This window comes from Pseudomonas sp. CJQ_9 (assembly GCF_043106615.1).
Taxonomy (GTDB): Bacteria; Pseudomonadota; Gammaproteobacteria; order Pseudomonadales; family Pseudomonadaceae; genus Aquipseudomonas; species Aquipseudomonas juntendi.
Genome location: NZ_JBICMS010000093.1, coordinates 1 through 16,488, shown reverse-complemented (window position 1 = coordinate 16,488; position 16,488 = coordinate 1). Strand labels below are relative to the sequence as shown.

The 16,488-nt window shown below is 59.2% G+C and carries 14 protein-coding genes and 1 pseudogene; 11 read left to right on the top strand and 4 right to left on the bottom strand.

Going from position 1 to position 16,488, the window contains the following annotated elements; translation table 11 throughout:
• The first annotated feature begins 436 nt into the window (after window positions 1-436).
• The 7 genes from ACF8SD_RS19790 to ACF8SD_RS19760 all read left to right on the top strand — a co-directional run bounded on the left by ACF8SD_RS19790 (window position 437) and on the right by ACF8SD_RS19760 (window position 8,356).
• On the top strand, window positions 437-1,288 hold the full coding sequence (locus ACF8SD_RS19790) for an STAS domain-containing protein (RefSeq protein ID WP_392484996.1): 852 nt from the start codon (window positions 437-439) through the stop codon (window positions 1,286-1,288).
• Window positions 1,289-1,292: 4 nt separating this feature from the next.
• Window positions 1,293-1,655, top strand: coding sequence for an STAS domain-containing protein (locus tag ACF8SD_RS19785; protein ID WP_392484995.1), 363 nt, complete (start codon window positions 1,293-1,295; stop codon window positions 1,653-1,655).
• Window positions 1,652-2,056: an anti-sigma regulatory factor gene (locus ACF8SD_RS19780; RefSeq protein WP_009683493.1), complete on the top strand. Its 405-nt coding sequence runs from the start codon at window positions 1,652-1,654 to the stop codon at window positions 2,054-2,056. Before ACF8SD_RS19785 ends, ACF8SD_RS19780 begins: the two co-directional genes overlap by 4 nt.
• Entirely contained in the window at window positions 2,053-3,066 is a 1,014-nt protein-coding gene (locus ACF8SD_RS19775) for an ATP-binding protein (protein ID WP_173891744.1), read from the top strand. Before ACF8SD_RS19780 ends, ACF8SD_RS19775 begins: the two co-directional genes overlap by 4 nt.
• Window positions 3,059-3,907 (top strand): sensor histidine kinase KdpD, encoded by an 849-nt coding sequence (locus tag ACF8SD_RS19770; protein WP_173891177.1) that lies wholly within the window; start codon window positions 3,059-3,061, stop codon window positions 3,905-3,907. The genes ACF8SD_RS19775 and ACF8SD_RS19770 overlap by 8 nt, the downstream gene beginning before the upstream one ends.
• Window positions 3,897-5,840: a response regulator gene (locus tag ACF8SD_RS19765; protein ID WP_392484994.1), complete on the top strand. Its 1,944-nt coding sequence runs from the start codon at window positions 3,897-3,899 to the stop codon at window positions 5,838-5,840. Before ACF8SD_RS19770 ends, ACF8SD_RS19765 begins: the two co-directional genes overlap by 11 nt.
• Before the next feature lie 116 nt (window positions 5,841-5,956).
• Window positions 5,957-8,356 carry a TonB-dependent siderophore receptor gene (locus ACF8SD_RS19760; protein WP_392484993.1) on the top strand — a complete coding sequence of 800 codons (2,400 nt, stop codon included), beginning with the start codon at window positions 5,957-5,959 and terminating at the stop codon, window positions 8,354-8,356.
• Between the two features lie 166 nt (window positions 8,357-8,522).
• Here ACF8SD_RS19760 and ACF8SD_RS19755 read toward each other — a convergent pair whose 3' ends face one another.
• Both ACF8SD_RS19755 and ACF8SD_RS19750 read right to left on the bottom strand, forming a co-directional pair.
• Window positions 8,523-9,050, bottom strand: coding sequence for a hypothetical protein (locus ACF8SD_RS19755; protein ID WP_238706605.1), 528 nt, complete (start codon window positions 9,048-9,050; stop codon window positions 8,523-8,525).
• A 68-nt stretch (window positions 9,051-9,118) separates the two neighbouring features.
• Window positions 9,119-10,240 (bottom strand): helix-turn-helix domain-containing protein, encoded by a 1,122-nt coding sequence (locus ACF8SD_RS19750; protein WP_392484992.1) that lies wholly within the window; start codon window positions 10,238-10,240, stop codon window positions 9,119-9,121.
• Window positions 10,241-10,462: 222 nt separating this feature from the next.
• On the opposite strand from ACF8SD_RS19750, the gene ACF8SD_RS19745 reads away from it, so the two are divergent.
• Window positions 10,463-12,094, top strand: a complete 1,632-nt coding sequence (locus tag ACF8SD_RS19745; protein WP_392484991.1) for a methyl-accepting chemotaxis protein — start codon at window positions 10,463-10,465, stop codon at window positions 12,092-12,094.
• Window positions 12,095-12,226: 132 nt separating this feature from the next.
• Here ACF8SD_RS19745 and ACF8SD_RS19740 read toward each other — a convergent pair whose 3' ends face one another.
• Both ACF8SD_RS19740 and ACF8SD_RS19735 read right to left on the bottom strand, forming a co-directional pair.
• Window positions 12,227-12,490: a DUF3077 domain-containing protein gene (locus ACF8SD_RS19740; RefSeq protein WP_009683500.1), complete on the bottom strand. Its 264-nt coding sequence runs from the start codon at window positions 12,488-12,490 to the stop codon at window positions 12,227-12,229.
• Window positions 12,491-12,506: 16 nt separating this feature from the next.
• Complete coding sequence (locus ACF8SD_RS19735; protein ID WP_392484990.1) at window positions 12,507-12,749, bottom strand: hypothetical protein; 243 nt, start codon at window positions 12,747-12,749, stop codon at window positions 12,507-12,509.
• A 1,091-nt stretch (window positions 12,750-13,840) separates the two neighbouring features.
• Here ACF8SD_RS19735 and ACF8SD_RS19730 point away from each other — a divergent pair.
• The 3 genes and pseudogenes from ACF8SD_RS19730 to tnpC all read left to right on the top strand — a co-directional run.
• Window positions 13,841-14,692 carry a hypothetical protein gene (locus ACF8SD_RS19730; protein WP_392484989.1) on the top strand — a complete coding sequence of 284 codons (852 nt, stop codon included), beginning with the start codon at window positions 13,841-13,843 and terminating at the stop codon, window positions 14,690-14,692.
• A 402-nt stretch (window positions 14,693-15,094) separates the two neighbouring features.
• Window positions 15,095-15,362: pseudogene (tnpB, locus tag ACF8SD_RS19725) on the top strand (IS66 family insertion sequence element accessory protein TnpB).
• A gap of 18 nt (window positions 15,363-15,380) precedes the next feature.
• Window positions 15,381-16,488: IS66 family transposase (tnpC, locus tag ACF8SD_RS19720; RefSeq protein ID WP_392484988.1), on the top strand; the 1,108-nt coding region annotated here is incomplete at its 3' end.

The window sequence follows — 16,488 nt, the reverse complement described above, 5'->3', positions numbered from 1 at the left end:
GGCATTACCTATGGGTAGGTGCCTTTTTTATGCGCTGGGGTTACCTACAGAATGCGCCAGGCGGTTTCCGAGCGCCTTGAGCATCTTGCTTCCGCCCCGCCGCCGATTACCGGGCTGGTCAATGGACGACCTGTGATGCCGTGCTTGCCTACGACTCGACCAGGGACAAAGGGCGGCGCCCGGCAACTATCTCACCGGGTGAGTACTTGCAATATGAGGTACGGTTCAAGGTTGCATCGATATCATGCCGTGATGGTATGCATTCCCACAAAACCGTTTCGCAGTAGGCTGCCGCAATCCGAAGCCGTTGGGCTATCCTAAATGGCTTAATGCAATTATCTTTTCCCGCTGCACAACTAATCGAACCGGCAAATGTCATTCACAGCAGGCCGGCCATTCATCGGGACGCCGGCCTTCACCACTGGAGCGAAGGCACATGGCAACACTGCAAGGCAGCACGTTGGAGGCTATTCAACATAGCCAGGCGCAACTGCGCGAGGAATGGACAGCCAGCCTCGAGACCAACGGCGCCACGCGCAATATCAAAGAGCAGACGCTGGCACAGGAAACCCAGGAGTTCCTGCAGTTGCTGGTGGACGGCCTGCGGGCTGGTGCTGGCAGCAACCTGGCCGGCAGCGAGTGGGAGGCTTTGCGCCGGTTCCTGGAGAGGCTTTCTGCCAGCCGCGCTCAGCTTGGCCACGATTCGCACCAGGCCGCGTTCTTCATCTTCGCTTTGAAAGGGCCGCTGTTCGGCTTGCTGCAAGGGCAGTACAGCAGCGAGCCGGCCCGCCTGGCCGAGCAACTGTGGCTGGTGTCGGAACTGCTCGATGGCATGGGCATGCACACCATCCGCGCCTTCCAGAAAACCCGCGAGGAAGTGATCAGGCGCCAGCAGGAAGAACTGCTGGAGCTGTCTACCCCTGTGGTCAAACTGTGGGACGGGGTGCTGGCGCTGCCACTGATCGGTACGCTGGACTCGCAGCGTAGCCAGACGGTCATGGAGTCGCTGCTGCAACGCATCGTCGACACCGGCTCGGAAATTGCCATCATCGACATCACCGGTGTACCTACCGTCGACACCCTGGTCGCCCAGCACCTGCTAAAGACCGTCACGGCCATCCGCCTGATGGGCGCCGACTGCATCATCAGTGGCGTGCGCCCGCAAATCGCCCAGACCATCGTGCATTTGGGGCTGGACTTGGGGTCGCTGACCACCAAGGCCAGCCTGGCCGACGCCCTCAAGCTTGCCCTTGCACGCCTGGGCTGCGACATCAGCAAGCAGGGGTAAGCCCATGGAGCGTATCCCGATCCTGCAAATGGGCGAGTTCCTGCTCGTGACCATTCAGGTCGACATGCACGACCAGCTGGCGCTGACCCTGCAGGAAGACCTGACCGAGCGCATCAGCAGCACCTCGGCCCAGGGCGTGTTGATCGATATTTCCGCGTTGGACATGGTCGACTCGTTCATCGGCCGGATGATTGCCAGCATCTCTGGCCTGTCACGCATCCTGGATGCCGAAACCATGGTGGTGGGCATGCAGCCGGCCGTGGCCATTACCTTGGTCGAATTGGGCCTTACCCTGCCGGGCGTGAGCACGGCACTCAATGTGGAGCGTGGCATGCAAGTGCTGCGTCAACGTGTGAGCCAAAAATGAATGTGCGCGAAAGCGGCAGCCAACCGGTACGAATCGAACAGGATGTGGTACTGGCGCGTCAGTTGGCGCGCAAGCTGGCCGGCGAATGCGGCATGCGCCTGGTGGACCTGACCAAGCTGGTGACGGCAGTCAGTGAACTGGCGCGCAACACGGTGGTGTATGGCGGTGGTGGCGACATGGACTGGGCTGTGCTGGAGGATGGCGGGCGCACCGGTTTGCGCCTGTTGTTCCGCGATGAGGGCCCCGGCATCCCCGACATCAAACTGGCGCTGACTGACGGCTGGACCTCGGGCGGTGGCCTGGGCCTGGGCCTGACCGGCGCCCGGCGGCTGGTTGATGAATTTGAACTGGACACCGCGCCAGGGCAGGGCACACGCGTGACGATCACCCGATGGGCATGAACCTATTCGCCAGCCAGACCCACGTAGTAGGCCTGGCAGACCCGAGCGATGTTGGCCACGCCCGGCGTACCGCACAAAAGCTGGCCGAGCGGCACGGCTTTGACGAAGAGGACAGCGGCCGTGTGGCGCTGCTGGCCACCGAACTGTGCAGCAACGTGCTCAAGCATGCAGGCCGCGGTGAGCTGCACCTGCGGGTGCTGCCCCGTGAGCACGGGGGCTATGCCATTGAACTGCTCACGGCCGACCGTGCCCAGGGCTTCGATGCACAGGCCTGCCTGACCGATGGTTATTCAACTTCCGGCACCCAGGGTATCGGCCTGGGGGCCTTGGCGCGCATGGCCCAGGTGTTCGATGTGCACGCCGATGCGCGCGGCGCGGTGGTGCTGGCGCGCGTGCACGCCCAGCGCGACCACGCGCCCGACCTGCGCGTGGGGGTAAGCCAGCATGCCCTGCACGGCGACCCCGCCTGTGGCGATACCTGGCACCTGGCGATCGAAGGGCAGCGTATCAGCGCCCTGGTGATCGACGGCCTGGGCCACGGTGTGGATGCCCAGGCTGCAGCCAGCGCGGGCGCCGCGGTGTTTGCCCAGGCCCCGTTCGCCGACCCGCTGGAGCAATTGCAGGCCATGCACCAGGCCATGAGTGCCGGCCGTGGTGGCGCGGTGGCGATAGCACGCTATGACGGTGCCCGCGACCACCTCGGTTTCGCTGGTATCGGCAACATCGGCGCCAGCCTGGTGAGCGCCACCCAGATGCGTGGGTTGGCCTCGTTGCCCGGCATCGTCGGCGGCCAGTATAGAAAAGCCCAGGTATTTGACTACGCTCATGCAAATGGAAAATTGTTGATCATGTACAGCGACGGCCTGCAGTCCCGTTGGAATCTTCAGCACTACCCCGGCCTGGTGCACCGCCACCCTGCCGTGATCGCGGCAGTGCTGCACCGCGACTTCTGCCGGGGCCGGGATGATGTAACCGTGCTGGTCATCGACCTGGAGGCGGCGCATGGCTGATGCAGAGGTAATTGCCCGGCTGCAGGCGGATAACGATGCCCTGCGTGCCGAACTGGAAGAAACCAACCAGGGCGTACTGGCGCTGTACGCCGAGTTGGACATACAGGCCGAACAGCTGCGCCAGGCGTCGGACTTGAAAAGCCGCTTCCTGTCGTACATGAGCCACGAATTCCGCACGCCGCTGGGTTCGATCCTGAGCATCACCGGCCTGCTTACCGACGAGCTCGATGGGCCGTTGTCGGCTGAACAGCACCGCCAGGTCACCTTCATCAGCACGGCCACCCGCGAGCTGTCCGACATGGTCGACGACCTGCTCGACCTTGCCAAGATCGAAGCCGGGCGCATCAGCATCTCGCCGGCTTGGTTCGACATGCTCGATCTGTTCGCGGCCTTGCGCGGTATGTTCCGACCGATTGTCGACGCTACTGCCGTCGATCTTATCTTCGAGGAGCCTACAGGGCTGCCGCGGCTGTACACCGATGACAAGAAGCTCGCGCAGATTCTGCGCAATTTCATTTCCAACGCGCTGAAGTTCACCACCCAGGGTGAGGTGCGGGTGTCGGCGCAGCTGTATGGCGACGACCGTATCCGCTTTGCCGTCAGTGATACCGGCATCGGCATTGCAGCAGAGCTGTTGGATACGTTGTTCGAGGATTTCACCCAAGTAGATTCACCCCTGCAGAAGCGCTTTCGCGGCACTGGCCTGGGGCTGTCGTTGTGCAAGCGCTTTGCCATGCTGCTGGGTGGCGAAGTGGGGGTGCACAGTGAACCAGGGGAAGGCTCTTCCTTCTTCGTGGTGATTCCTCTGGCCCTGGCTCAGGAGAACGCCGATGAAACCTGAGGTGCGCTTGCTGATCGTGGACGATAACGTCGCCACCCGCTACGCATTGCGCCGGCGCCTGGTAGTGCATGGCTACGAAGTGCTGGAGGCAGGCACCGGCGGTGAAGGCCTGGCGCTGATTCGCGACGGGCAGATAGATGCCTTGATCCTCGACGTGAACCTGCCCGACATGAGCGGGTTCGATATCGTACGGTTGCTGCGCGAAGATGCCCGCACGGCGTTGTTGCCGGTGATTCACGTGTCGGCCGCGTCGATCCAGAGCGGTGACATCATCACCGGCTTGAACGCTGGCGCCGATGCCTACTTGGTGCACCCGGTAGACCCGGATGTGTTGCTGGCAACCTTGCGTACCCTGTTGCGGGTGCGTGATGCCGAGCGTGCCCTGCGCCAGAGCGAGGCGCGCTTTCGCGAGATATTCACCGGTGTATCGGCGCCCATCGCGGTGCTCGACGCCGAGTTCAAGGTGCACGAGTGCAACCAGGCGTTCAGCCACCTGACCCAGGAAAACAGCAACCCCGGGCAACTGCTGGAATGCTTTGCCAGCGGCCAGGAGCCAGCGTTGGCCGACCTGCGCCGGCACCTGGCCGCGGGCGAGCGCTGGAAGGGCACCCTGAGCATGCTGGTGCACGGGCATGTACGCGAAACCGAGTGGCAGCTGTCGCCCTACCAGGCGCCAGGGCTGTGCCTGGTGTTCATCGAGGACATCACCGAGCACCGCCACCGGGAGCGCTCCCACCTGGCCCGCCTGGACGATGCCACCAGCCAGTTGGCGCGGGAAGTGGCGGTGCGCGAACGCACCGAAGCGCAGCTGCTGCAACTGCAGAAAATGGATGCCCTGGGCAGCCTGACCGGCGGCATTGCCCACGACTTCAACAATTTGCTCACGGGCATCATCACCAGCCTGGAGCTGATCTGCAAACGGGTGGCGGAAAACCGCATCGAGAAAGTGCCCAGGTACGCCGAAGCCGCACTCAGTTCAGCCACCAGCGCGGCCTCGTTGACCCACCGGTTGCTGGCCTTCGCGCGCCAGCAGCCACTGGATACCCGCCCGGTGGACGTCAACCAGCATGTACGCTCGCTGGAAGAGCTGCTCAACCGCACCATCGGCGAGCGCATCAAGCTTACCCTGGACCTGTCGACCCACCCGGCCATCGCCTTGGTCGACCCGGTGCAACTGGAGAGCGCGGTACTCAACCTGGTGATCAACGCGCGCGACGCCTTGGCCAAGGGGGGGCGGATCTGGGTGAACACCGCAGCCACCTGGTCGCAGGGCAACGCCGACCTGGCAGACGGCCATTACATTGCCGTCAACGTGCGCGACAACGGCAGCGGCATCGAGCCGGAGCTGCTGGAAAAGGTGTTCGACCCGTTCTTCACCACCAAACCGGTGGGGCAGGGCACCGGGCTGGGGCTGTCGACCATCTACGGCTTCGCCCGGCAGTCCGGCGGGCATGTGCTGCTGAGCAGCGTGGTGGGGCAGGGCACGGAGGTGACCCTGTTGCTGCCGGCCAGCGCGGAGGCCGCGGTAGCGGTGGAGCCGGCCAACGTGCAGAACCTGCAAGGCAATGGCGAGCACGTGCTGGTGGTGGAAGACATGGCTTCGGTGCAGGTGGCGGTGGCAGAAGCGCTGACCGATGCCGGGTACCGCTGTACGGTGGCCACCACCACTGACGAGGCGTTGCGGCACCTGCGCGACGACGCCAGCCTGGACATGATGCTGACCGATGTTGGCCTGCCGACCCTCAGCGGCCGCGAACTGGCCGACCTGGCGCGGTGCTACCGGCCCCAGTTGCCGGTGCTGTTCATGACCGGGTACGCCGATGCGGCCCAGGACCGCCAGGCCTTTCTCGGCGCGGGCATGGACATGCTGGTGAAGCCCTTCCAGCTCTACGAGCTGCTGGTAAAAGTGCGCCAGGCGGTGGGTACCCCCTGAGGCAATTACCCCCGTCCGTTTTTTCTGAAAATAAATGAGGTGTTTTCTCATTCTCGTTCGGCCTTTGCACAAGGCCGGAATACAGGCCACCCGCCGACCCTCTACGGAGCGAGAAAATGAGTTCGACACCGGTTCCACAGCGCCACCCCCTCAGCCGTGCCATGCACGCTGCGATTCTGGGTTTGGTCGTCAGCAGCCCGGCATTGCCAGCGCTGGCGCAACCTGCTGGCGCTGATCACACCCTGCAACTGCAGCAGTGGAACATCCCTGCTGGCCCGCTGGCACCTGCGCTGGACCGTTTTGCCCGCCAGGCGGGTGTGAGCCTGGCCTTCGACGCGCAGACCGTGGCCAACCGCACCACCCCGGGCGTGCAGGGCGGCCTGGCGGCGCCCGCAGCGTTGTCGGCACTGTTGCAGGGGACCGATCTGCAGGTTGAACAGCAAGGCCCCCAGGCCTACCAGATCATTGCGCAAGCGCAAGCGCCGGCTGCCGGCCCGCTGGAGCTGGGTGCGACCGAGGATTACCGGCTGGCGCCGGTCATCATCAATGCCAAGGTCAAGGCCAGCGCCGATGACGATCTCAATTCAGTGGTGGCCAAGGAACTGTGGGTCGGTGGCAAGGTGGCCACCAGCATCCTCAATACCCCGGCCTCGGTGTCTGTGGTGACCCGCAAGGAAATGGAGCAGCGCAGCGTCAGCACCACCGAAGAAGCGCTGCAGTACAGCCCGGGCGTGGTCAGCGACTTCTACGGCTCGGACGACCGCAACGACTACTTCCAAATTCGCGGCTTCCAGGCCACCACCTACCGCGACGGCCTTACCCTGAGCTCGATGCGCGGTGTGCGCGAAGACCCCTATGCCTATGAGCGCATCGAGATTCTGCGCGGCGCCAACTCCACCCTGTTCGGCCCGGCAGACCCGGGCGGCTCGGTGAATTTCGTGACCAAGCAGCCGCGCTTCGAGAAGTTCGGCCAGGGCTACGTGACCTACGGCTCCTACGACCATGCCGAGACCGGCATTGACGTGGGCGATGCCCTGAACGACGAGCAGACCCTGGCCGGCCGCTTCACGGCCAAAATGCAGAACAGCGACCGCGAGTACGACCACTCGCAAGACGACAACCGCTTCGTGATGGGCGGCCTGACCTGGGCACCCAGCGACTTCACCTCGGCCACGGTGATTCTCGATTACCTCAAGACCAACAGCTCCCCCAACAGCGGTGGCTACCCGCTGGACAAGGAATACGACCGCAGCGATTTCTACGGCGAGCCCGGCTACAACTTCCACGATGTGGAGCGCACCAGCCTCAGCGCCAGCATCACCCACGACTTCGACAACGGTTTCACCCTGCGCAGCAACCTGCGCTACAGCGAGCTGAGCGATGACTTCGGCTACGTCTACCTGAGCGACAGCGCCGAGCGCGTGGGCACCGTGATCCCCCGCTACGTGTTCGGCACCGACAGCGACGCGGACCAGCTCAATGGCAACCTGATGCTGCAGTACGATGCCCAGTTCGAGCACATCGACAGCAGCACCCTGGTGGGCGTGGAATACCTGGACTCGACCAACAAACAGCGCTCGGTGTACAGCCTGGCGCCGTCGATAGACATCGCCAACCCCGTGTTCACCGGCGTACCCGGCGGCATCACGCCGTATAGCCGCGAGAAAAACGACGCCACCACCAAGGCCGTGTTCCTGCAGCAGAACCTGTCCTTCTACGACCGCGTCATTGCCACGGTGGGTATGCGCAATGACTCGATGGACCTGACCAGCACCGAGTATGTGGGGGGTGTGAACAGGCAGAGCGACACCTTCTCGGAAACCTCTTACCGCGGCGCGCTGACCTACATCGTCAACGATGAAGTGTCGACCTACGTCAGCATGGTGGAATCGGTTTCGCCGCCGCAGGTAGGGGTTACCCCGCAGACCGGCAGGCAGTACGAAGTGGGCGTGAAGTACTCGCCGCTGGGCATGGATGCGATGTTCTCGGCCGCCGTGTACGACCTGACCCAGGAAAACGTCACCATCGCCGTGGTGCTGCCCAGCGGCATCATCGAGCAGCAAACCGTGGGCGAGTCCCGCGCGCGCGGCCTGGACCTGGAAGCCAAGGCCCAGGTCACGCAGAACCTCAGCCTGATCGGGGCCTATTCGTACATGGACACCGAAGTGCTGCGCGGCTCGCTGTATGACGGCAGCTCGCTCAAAGGCAAAGCGTTTACCGTTGCGCCCAAGCATACGGCTTCGCTGTGGAGCTACTACGACATACCCGACACCGACGTGAGCGTGGGCTTGGGTGCGCGGTACGTGGGCGGTTACTTCATGGACGCGGCCAACACCAAGAAAAGCGACGGCACCACCCTGTTCGACGCTGCGCTGAACTACAAGATCGCCAAGGGCACCGACCTGGCGCTGAATGTCAGCAACCTGTTCGACGAGCAGCATGTGGTGGGCTCGGGTACGGCCGATTACTACAACCCAGGGCGGGAAGTGACCGCCAAGTTGAGTTACAGCTGGTAAGCCAGCCCAGGCTCATGATCGTCACCCAGCCCCAGAGCTGGGTGACTCCCTCCCAATCCAACCCTCGCCCTGTAGGCGCGGCTCCAGCCGCGAACACCGGCATGGCCGGTGCCATCCCATCCAGGTGAAGCATAATCACCGATGGGTATCGGGCACAGCAACCCCCTTACCGTTTACCAAACAGTTTCACAAACGCTGTGTGTTTGGCTTGGCGCCATGTATCGGTCAGGTCATCGTTGAGCTCAAGCGCTTCGAAGATGCATTTTACCTGCTCGTTATTGATGAGTTTTGCTGTCAGCATTTTCTTGAGCAGCTCATGGCCATGCCAGACGGGAATGGCGAAATCATCTGCCAACTTATGCATGCCCAAGTCGTCGGTAACCACAATGGCGCTACGAATCTGACCAAAGGCAAGCACCCTGCAGTCCGTAGGCGAGGGCGGCGAACGGCCAGCCGTTGTATAGACCACCGGGTTCATCAATACCCACCCACGCAATACGCTTTGAGCGGCCTCCAACTGGGCTTTTTCGTCAGCGCTGAGGCGGACCTGTTTTGCAAGCCGCTCCGCCGCCAGATCTTCAGCGTCGAACCAAGGAAATTTGAATTTCAGCGCACCACTGCGATGCACTTCTTCTTCCACATCCTTGAGGATGGTCAGCACATAATTTTTCTGCCCGAACGTCACGCCCAGCATGGGGCGGACACGTTTAGCCAGCCGTAGATACGCATTGGTGTCCAGCAATACGAGCGTTGATGCCGCCTTCAACGCAACAGCTCGCCATGCAGCGCTATGGCGTCCCTGAGCGACACGTCCAGGATTTGCTGCACATAAGAAGGCCCGGTTTCATGTTCCCGAAGCATGCGCTTGAGCGCCAAGAAAAATTCTGACTGAAACACATTCGAAGCGGCGGCAAGATACTGGGCAGGCTTGGGTGGCGTTGGCTCAAACAAGATCGTGCTCACCATTTGCGGTGCAGAACTGTTGCGCACCCTATGGATTGTCTTCTCATCCACTTGTAGCGCTGGCAACTGGTTTTCCGCCGCGTGGCTGCGTGTTTGCTGGAACACCGTATTCAACGAAATTTGATGACGCTTTGCATGCTGCTGAAGGATATCTATCTCACCGGCCGTGTTGGATGCTTGTGCCGCCTCTGTATAGGCAGCCTGGGCACAGGCTTCAGGGAACAGCAGGGCAGCGGCGAAGGCATCCGCAAAGTCTTCCCCCTCATTGCTTCCGGCAAGCTCCGGGGTGTAGACGTGCGCCAGTTCGTGAGCCATCCAGAACTTGAAGTCTTCCAGTTTGGTATCGAGGTTAACGAACACGAAAGTTACGTCGGAGGATGGCAACAGGATGTGCAGCGCGTTTTTGTGCTGCTGCTTGTGCCCCCACAGGACCGGCACGAGCACGGCCCCACAACCTTTGAACTCCGCGATCAGCGCCTCGTAGCCCAGTACGCTGAGTTCACCCAGGCCTAGCTTGTTGCGTACCTGCGATGCATCGCTTTGCAAGCGTGCATACGTCAGGGACGGAGAAGAAATTTTGGTACGTAAAGTCGGCAGCTTCGGAAGGAATGGGACAAGCGGCTTGAGTAAGTCACCAATGGCCAGCGCTTTCTGGATGTGCTCATCGGTAGTCTTGGTGCCCGCTTTTTTGCGAAAGGCCACGATCGGTTGATCTTCAGGAGGCGACACCAGCTGTGAAAACGACAGCTGGAGCATCGTAGCCAACTTCAGCAATTTGTCCGGGCGAGGAAAATCCTTGCCTTTGAACCAGTTGGTTACGGACTGCGCCGAAACCCCCATCTGGTCGGCCAGGTCTCGTTGGGTCCAGCCGCGCTGGGCAAGCGCAGCCCGAAGCGAATCGGTATGTAGGGTATTTTGCATAGACGCTAATGTAGGGGGTGGCCGAACGGAAATCAAGTTTGATCAAGTTACGTACGAAACCCTGCAAGACTCAGGTGACCAAAATAATTGTACAAAGAACTTTTCATGTACAAGATAATCATAGGCCTGATATCAAAACGTCACTACGCCAAAACCCGTCCGCATCCCTGTGCACGGGACCCAGCGTAGCGCCCAGCCAGGCCTTGAAGGGTTGCCCCCACGATGCTCAACAATCTCAGTATCTCGAAAAAACTGTACACCGGTTTCGGTCTTGTACTGCTCATCATCGCCGTATTGGTACTGACCGCCTTGCGAGGCTTCGATCAAGTCAGCAGTAGCGTGAAGCGCAACATCCACAGCTACGACGTGCTCAACAGCTCCAGCAGCATGCTCAACAGCCTTGTCGACATAGAAACCGCCATGCGCGGTTTTGCCCTTACCGGCCAGGACAGCTTCCTTGAGCCCATGCACACAGGCGAAGAAGCGTTCACCGACGCGCTCAATCGCCTGAAGCAGGCAACCGCCGACAACCCCCAGCAGCAAGCCCGGCTGGCCCGCCTGCAACAGCTTTACCAACAGTGGCTGCAGCAAGACATGCAAACCAGCGTGAACCTGCGCCGCGAGGTCAATGCTGACCGCGCGCCGCTGACAACGCTGGTCAGCCAGATAAGCTCGGGCCAGGCCAAAGCCAAAATGGACGCCATGCGCGCCGTGATCAACGAATTCCAGGCGGCCGAGAAATCCCTGCAGGACGAGCGCAGCCTGCTGATGGACCAGGCAAAATCCACCGCCTTCACCATCCTGATCGCCGGCGGACTGGTCGCTGCAATCCTGGCTGTGCTGATCGCCACATTCCTCGCAAGAACCCTCACCCACCGCTTGGGTGAAGCTGTGACACTGGCGCGCAACATCGCTGACGGGCGCCTGGACAACACCATCGCCATTGAAGGTAAGGATGAAGTCAGCACCCTCCAACAGGCATTCGTGGCCATGCAAGACCGCCTGCGCACCATGATTGGCGAGATCAGGGCCAGTGCCGAGCAACTGGTGGGGGCTGCCGATAATATTTCGGCGGCATCGGTACAACTCTCCGCATCAGCCCAGGAACAGTCGAACTCGGCCTCCTCGATGGCGGCCACGGTCGAGGAGCTGACCGTGAGTATCAACCACGTCTCTGACAATGCGGTGGAAGCGCATGCCCAGTCCAGCGAGTCCGGTCGCCAGTCCAGCGAAGGCGGCAGCGTGATTCAGGAAACGCTGGCGCGCATGAACCTGATCGCCCAGACCGTAGAAGCCTCTGCCGGCCAGATCAGCGAACTGGACAGCCATGCCGAGCAGATCAGCAGCATTGTCAGCGTGATCAGCGGCATTGCCGAGCAGACCAACCTGCTGGCCCTGAACGCCGCCATCGAAGCCGCCCGCGCCGGCGAACAGGGCAGGGGCTTTGCGGTGGTGGCCGACGAAGTACGCTTGCTGGCACAACGCACGGGCAACTCGACCCAGGAAATTACCGAGATGGTCAAACGCATCCAGTCCGGCACCCGCGAGGCCGTGGGGCAGATGGAGGTGGGTGTACAGCAGGTCAAAGGCGGTGTGACCCTGGCGCAACAAGCGGGGGAGGCGATCGTCAGCATTCGGCAGTCTTCGGGGGACGTGGTGCGCATGGTGGATCAGATTTCCCTGGCACTGCGGGAACAGACCGCGGCTAGCCAGGATGTGGCGCGCAACGTTGAACGGATCGCGCAGATGTCGCAGCAGAATAGCCAGGCGGTGGAGCAGACGGCCGAGACCGCGGGGGCGTTGCAGCGGTTGGCGCAGGGGTTGTATGGGCAGGTGGGGGTGTTTCGGATTTGAGGGATTAGGGGGTGATGCCCCTGCGCGTGCGACGTCCTCATTCGCCGTGCGCACAGGGGCCCTTGGCGGGCGATAGCGTCAGTGATTGATAGCTGCGAGCCGACTGACTTCTATCGCCTTTGGCCCTGAGGTTCAGCGCATCATTCCCAACTCCGCATCATCCAGCAGCGCTTTCCCCAGAGCGCAAAGATAGTGCGCTGCCCAGATCAGCTTTGGCTTGTCTTCCATCAGGCCATCAATGGTCAAATCCCGCGCATAGCCCATCAGCTCCGACGCCTGTTCACGGGCGTTCTGGCAGGGGATGCCGGGTTCGATGCGGAACAGCGGGTGGGTTTGGTTTTCACCTTGGAAGAAGATGGTTTTGCCGACAGTGCATTGGGTGTTTTCGGTGGTCATTGAGCAATACCCCTGGTCAATGCATGGTTTGCGGGTCGGCTGGGCTTTGTATTTGCGCCAGTGCCGATTCGAGCAAACGGCGGAGTGTTTCCAGCTCGTGCATCGACGCCATGATCAACACGGAGGCGGGTGATCTGGGTTGCATCAGCATTGCTTGCTGGGCAACGGCTTCCGCGCAGAGCGCGTAGTCGGTTGCGAGCATGATGGTGTCTTCCAGGGAGTGGGGGAGATGGGGTGGGTCGGGGACGATTTTTAGCATTGGACTGTGTTCTCGATAGTGGCTACCGCCAACCCGCTGTCAAACGGAATGGTGGCAGCTGTGCATGGGTTGACAGACCGGCGAACACAGAAACCGGCGCACGCGAGCGTGCCCCATGCACAACCGCCATTAACGGTTATGCGCGCTGTGTATCGTTGCGGCCTGTCAAAGCCGGTCGTTGATGGGTAACGACTTACCGAGCCTAGAGCTCTGACCTAGAGGCTGCAACGGAAAACAGGCGCAGGGAGTATGTTTGGGAAGCGTCCTACGCGGAAGGGCTTAAATCTGATCTTTTGGACCCGGACCAGCCATCCACGGGCACAAAAAGAGGCCCGGGGTAATGTCGGTCAGTTAAGCGATTGGGGCCGCTTTGCGGCCCATCGCCGGCAAGCCGGGCACTCACAGAAGTAGTGCAGGCCTCGAGCTTTGCGCGGTACCTGTGTGAGCTGGCAGCCCAATGGCTGCCACTAAGGCTTAATTGACTGGTATTACCCCCGGGGGACGCCTTTTTTTTGGAACTCGGTGGGCCGGGGTAATCTGAATTGATTGGCTAAGCTATTACTTAGGTTGAAAAAAAGTTTAAAAAGTGGTTTTGGAATACCAATTGGAATACCGAAAGCCCAATTTCACGAGGCGCGGGCTCATCTAAGACTGTCGCGGTCACATTTCACTCTGAGGCTTTTAGCCTCAGGAGCTACGCCACCAAAAGCTGACGGTCAGCATCAGAGCAGGTGATGTCTGGTGATGAGTACTGGTAACGACCCAGGCACACTCTGCGAAATTCGCATAAGCCACCTCGACCTCTGTAGATCTATTTCTGCCGCACGGCGTAACCCTCCTGCAATAGACACGCTCTGTGAGAATCGAGTAGTGTCCTAAGCGAATTTGCCCCCCACGTTTAGTCGAGCAGACGCGGCTGCTCATCCATGGCGTAGAATTTCCTTATACGCTGATTGGCACTCTGAAAGCCGCAGCCTAGACACGGATAGCCAAAAGAACAAGGAATGTTATACACTACGCCCGTCCAAGGAATTATGCGCCAGTTGGTGTCTAGTTGTAGTTAGAAATGCAGGGATATATTGAGTTTAACGATGGAATTCTTAGAGATACTCAAGTCAAAAGAAGTAGATATATACATATCGCTATTCATGACGATCCTAGGATTGGTCTTAGGGCTTATTATCGACTCCTTCAAGCAGAATAAATATCAGGGAGCAAGTCACAGCAATACTACAATAACCTCAGTGACGGTTAACAACATTGTAAAGCCGACAGCCAGCCATGCAAACTCATCGTCAAGCGGTGACGGCTTAATGTTTGTCATAGGCTTTGTTTTACTGGTGGCAGGAACCATATATTTATTCAACCGCCTGGAAATACTTAACGCTCTTTACTATGCGACGGTGTTTGTTATTTCCCTCTGGTCGGGTGGTATTGTTCGGGGTTTATTTAAAGGAAATTTTTATGGCTGGCGATGGGTTGCAAATTTAGTTTTCTATGGAGTGTTTTTTATTGCAACGTTTCATGTTGTAAACAAAGCAATGACGCCAAATTTCGCACCTGAAAACTTAAAGTTCAGCCAGCAATTAATAAAGCAGTACGGCCTTTTAGGGCTTAGGGGCTATTTTACTATATTGGATTTCAAGTGGTTTATTTTTCATTTGATAGGAGTTCTATTGCTCTTCTTTTCTATGATTCGCCTGAGTTTATCAACGACTTACTTTGCGGTTATGGGTAGATATATAGTTTCAGAAGAAGAGCAAGAGCCTTGGATTGCGAAGCAGACTAGGAGATATGCTGGCTTTTGGGATAATATAATTCTCATATCATTTTTCTTGTTTGCATCGTACTACTTGGTCGCTGGAAATTTCTTTATGTGGCTTGAGTATCAATTTCCAAAAGAAATGGAATCTTTCATCAGTGCGGTTTTACATGGTGCCTAATGTGTTTCTGATAAGCACGTCAATTAGGGCGCTTGCGAGCTCGCGCCTCTTGCGCGGGCGTTAGCTTTTATGGGGGGAACTGCATGGGATGGGTTTCAGTCGCACAATAACTTTACAGGTGTCTCCTCGTTATTGAAATGATAAAAAACGGACTGGCCCCCCAAGAGACTAATATCAGATCAATACCAATTTTTGACCGCAACACTGGCAAACCGATTAGCAAGATTAATTGTAAGCGCTCCATGAACCCCATATTCAAAGCGCTTATCTGATCTCCGATGCTGTGCTCCCGATTTCTTTCTGTAGCTCGCCGACCATGATGCGACCCGACGCCAAGTCGAAAAAGTCTATCTCTACCCCAAGCCTGTCGACTTCCGAAAATCCATCGATGACCTCGCCGCCTTGGTCGAACTGGACATCAAAGTGGCGGTATTCGATCCGGTGCTTCTCGTGTTCCTCAACAAGCCGCGCAATCGCGTGAAACTTTTGGGAGCGCAACGGTTTGTGCCTCTGGCTCAAGCGCCTGGAATCCGAACGTTTCAAAACTGCGCCCGACGCCACTGACGAAGCCATTGTTCTGACTGTCCAGGAACTGAACTGGCTACTCGACGGCTTCGACCTCTGGCGCAACCGTCCGCATCAGGTGTTGACTCCTCGTTTCGTTGCCTGAATCGGGATAAACCTCGGCATGAATTCCATGCCCGATGACCTTCCCGATGACCCTGTCCTGTTCAAGAAAATGCTCCTTGAGGCATACGCAGCACGTTCGCGTGAGCAGGAAATCAAAGAAGCCTACGCCACTCACATCGTTGATCTGAAAGAACAGATCAAGTTGCTGCGCGATCGTCTTTTCGGCCGCAAGTCCGAGCAGGCCATCGACCCCAACACGCCGCAACTGGCGATGTTAAACGAGGCAGAAAGCGAACCTCTGTTGACGGTGGAGACGCCGGATGAAGAAGTCGTCACGCCAGCGCCACGCCGGGGAAAACGCAAGCCACTCTCAGCTGATCTGCCGCGTATCGAAGTCATCCACGAACTGCCTGAACACGAACTGACCTGTACCTGCGGTTGCCGCAAGCATGAGATCGGCGAGGAAATCAGTGAGCAACTGGATATCGTGCCGATGCAGATCCGCGTGCTCAAACATGTCCGTAAGGTCTACGGCTGCCGGAGTTGTGAAATTGCGCCGATCACGGCAGGCAAACCGGCTCAACTGATCGAGAAGAGCATGGCCAGCCCTAGTGTGTTGGCGATGTTGCTGACCACCAAGTATGTTGATGGCTTGCCGCTGCACCGTTTTGAAAGTGTCCTGAGTCGGCACGGGATCGACATTCCACGACAGACACTGGCGCGCTGGATTATCCCATGCAGCGAACATGTTCAGCCCCTGCTGAATCTGATGCGTGAGCGATTGCTGGAAAGTCCGGTCATCCATTGCGATGAAATCCGTGTCCAGGTACTGAAAGAGCCGGATCGAGATCCGACCAGCCAATCCTGGATGTGGGTGCAAGTCAGCGGGCCGCCTGATCGAAAAGTCGTACTGTTCGACTACAGCGCCAGTCGAGCGCAGGAAGTGCCGTTGCGTCTGCTGGAAAGTTATCGCGGGTATGTCATGACGGACGATTACGCTGGCTATAACGCGTTGGCGCTGCAGTCTGGCGTGGAACGGTTGGCGTGTATGGCGCATGTCCGCCGCAAATTTGTCGAGGCGCAGAAGGTGCAGCCAAAAGGCAAAACCGGACGCGCCGATGTTGCGCTGACGATGATCAACAAACTGTATGGCATCGAGCGCGAAC

Coding starts and splice junctions, on each gene's coding strand:
- ACF8SD_RS19790 (WP_392484996.1), top strand. CDS start 437: ATGGCAACACTGCAAGGCAGCACGTTGGAGGCTATTCAACATAGCCAG.
- ACF8SD_RS19785 (WP_392484995.1), top strand. CDS start 1,293: ATGGAGCGTATCCCGATCCTGCAAATGGGCGAGTTCCTGCTCGTGACC.
- ACF8SD_RS19780 (WP_009683493.1), top strand. CDS start 1,652: ATGAATGTGCGCGAAAGCGGCAGCCAACCGGTACGAATCGAACAGGAT.
- ACF8SD_RS19775 (WP_173891744.1), top strand. CDS start 2,053: ATGAACCTATTCGCCAGCCAGACCCACGTAGTAGGCCTGGCAGACCCG.
- ACF8SD_RS19770 (WP_173891177.1), top strand. CDS start 3,059: ATGGCTGATGCAGAGGTAATTGCCCGGCTGCAGGCGGATAACGATGCC.
- ACF8SD_RS19765 (WP_392484994.1), top strand. CDS start 3,897: ATGAAACCTGAGGTGCGCTTGCTGATCGTGGACGATAACGTCGCCACC.
- ACF8SD_RS19760 (WP_392484993.1), top strand. CDS start 5,957: ATGAGTTCGACACCGGTTCCACAGCGCCACCCCCTCAGCCGTGCCATG.
- ACF8SD_RS19755 (WP_238706605.1), bottom strand. CDS start 9,050: ATGCTGGGCGTGACGTTCGGGCAGAAAAATTATGTGCTGACCATCCTC.
- ACF8SD_RS19750 (WP_392484992.1), bottom strand. CDS start 10,240: ATGCAAAATACCCTACATACCGATTCGCTTCGGGCTGCGCTTGCCCAG.
- ACF8SD_RS19745 (WP_392484991.1), top strand. CDS start 10,463: ATGCTCAACAATCTCAGTATCTCGAAAAAACTGTACACCGGTTTCGGT.
- ACF8SD_RS19740 (WP_009683500.1), bottom strand. CDS start 12,490: ATGACCACCGAAAACACCCAATGCACTGTCGGCAAAACCATCTTCTTC.
- ACF8SD_RS19735 (WP_392484990.1), bottom strand. CDS start 12,749: ATGCTAAAAATCGTCCCCGACCCACCCCATCTCCCCCACTCCCTGGAA.
- ACF8SD_RS19730 (WP_392484989.1), top strand. CDS start 13,841: ATGGAATTCTTAGAGATACTCAAGTCAAAAGAAGTAGATATATACATA.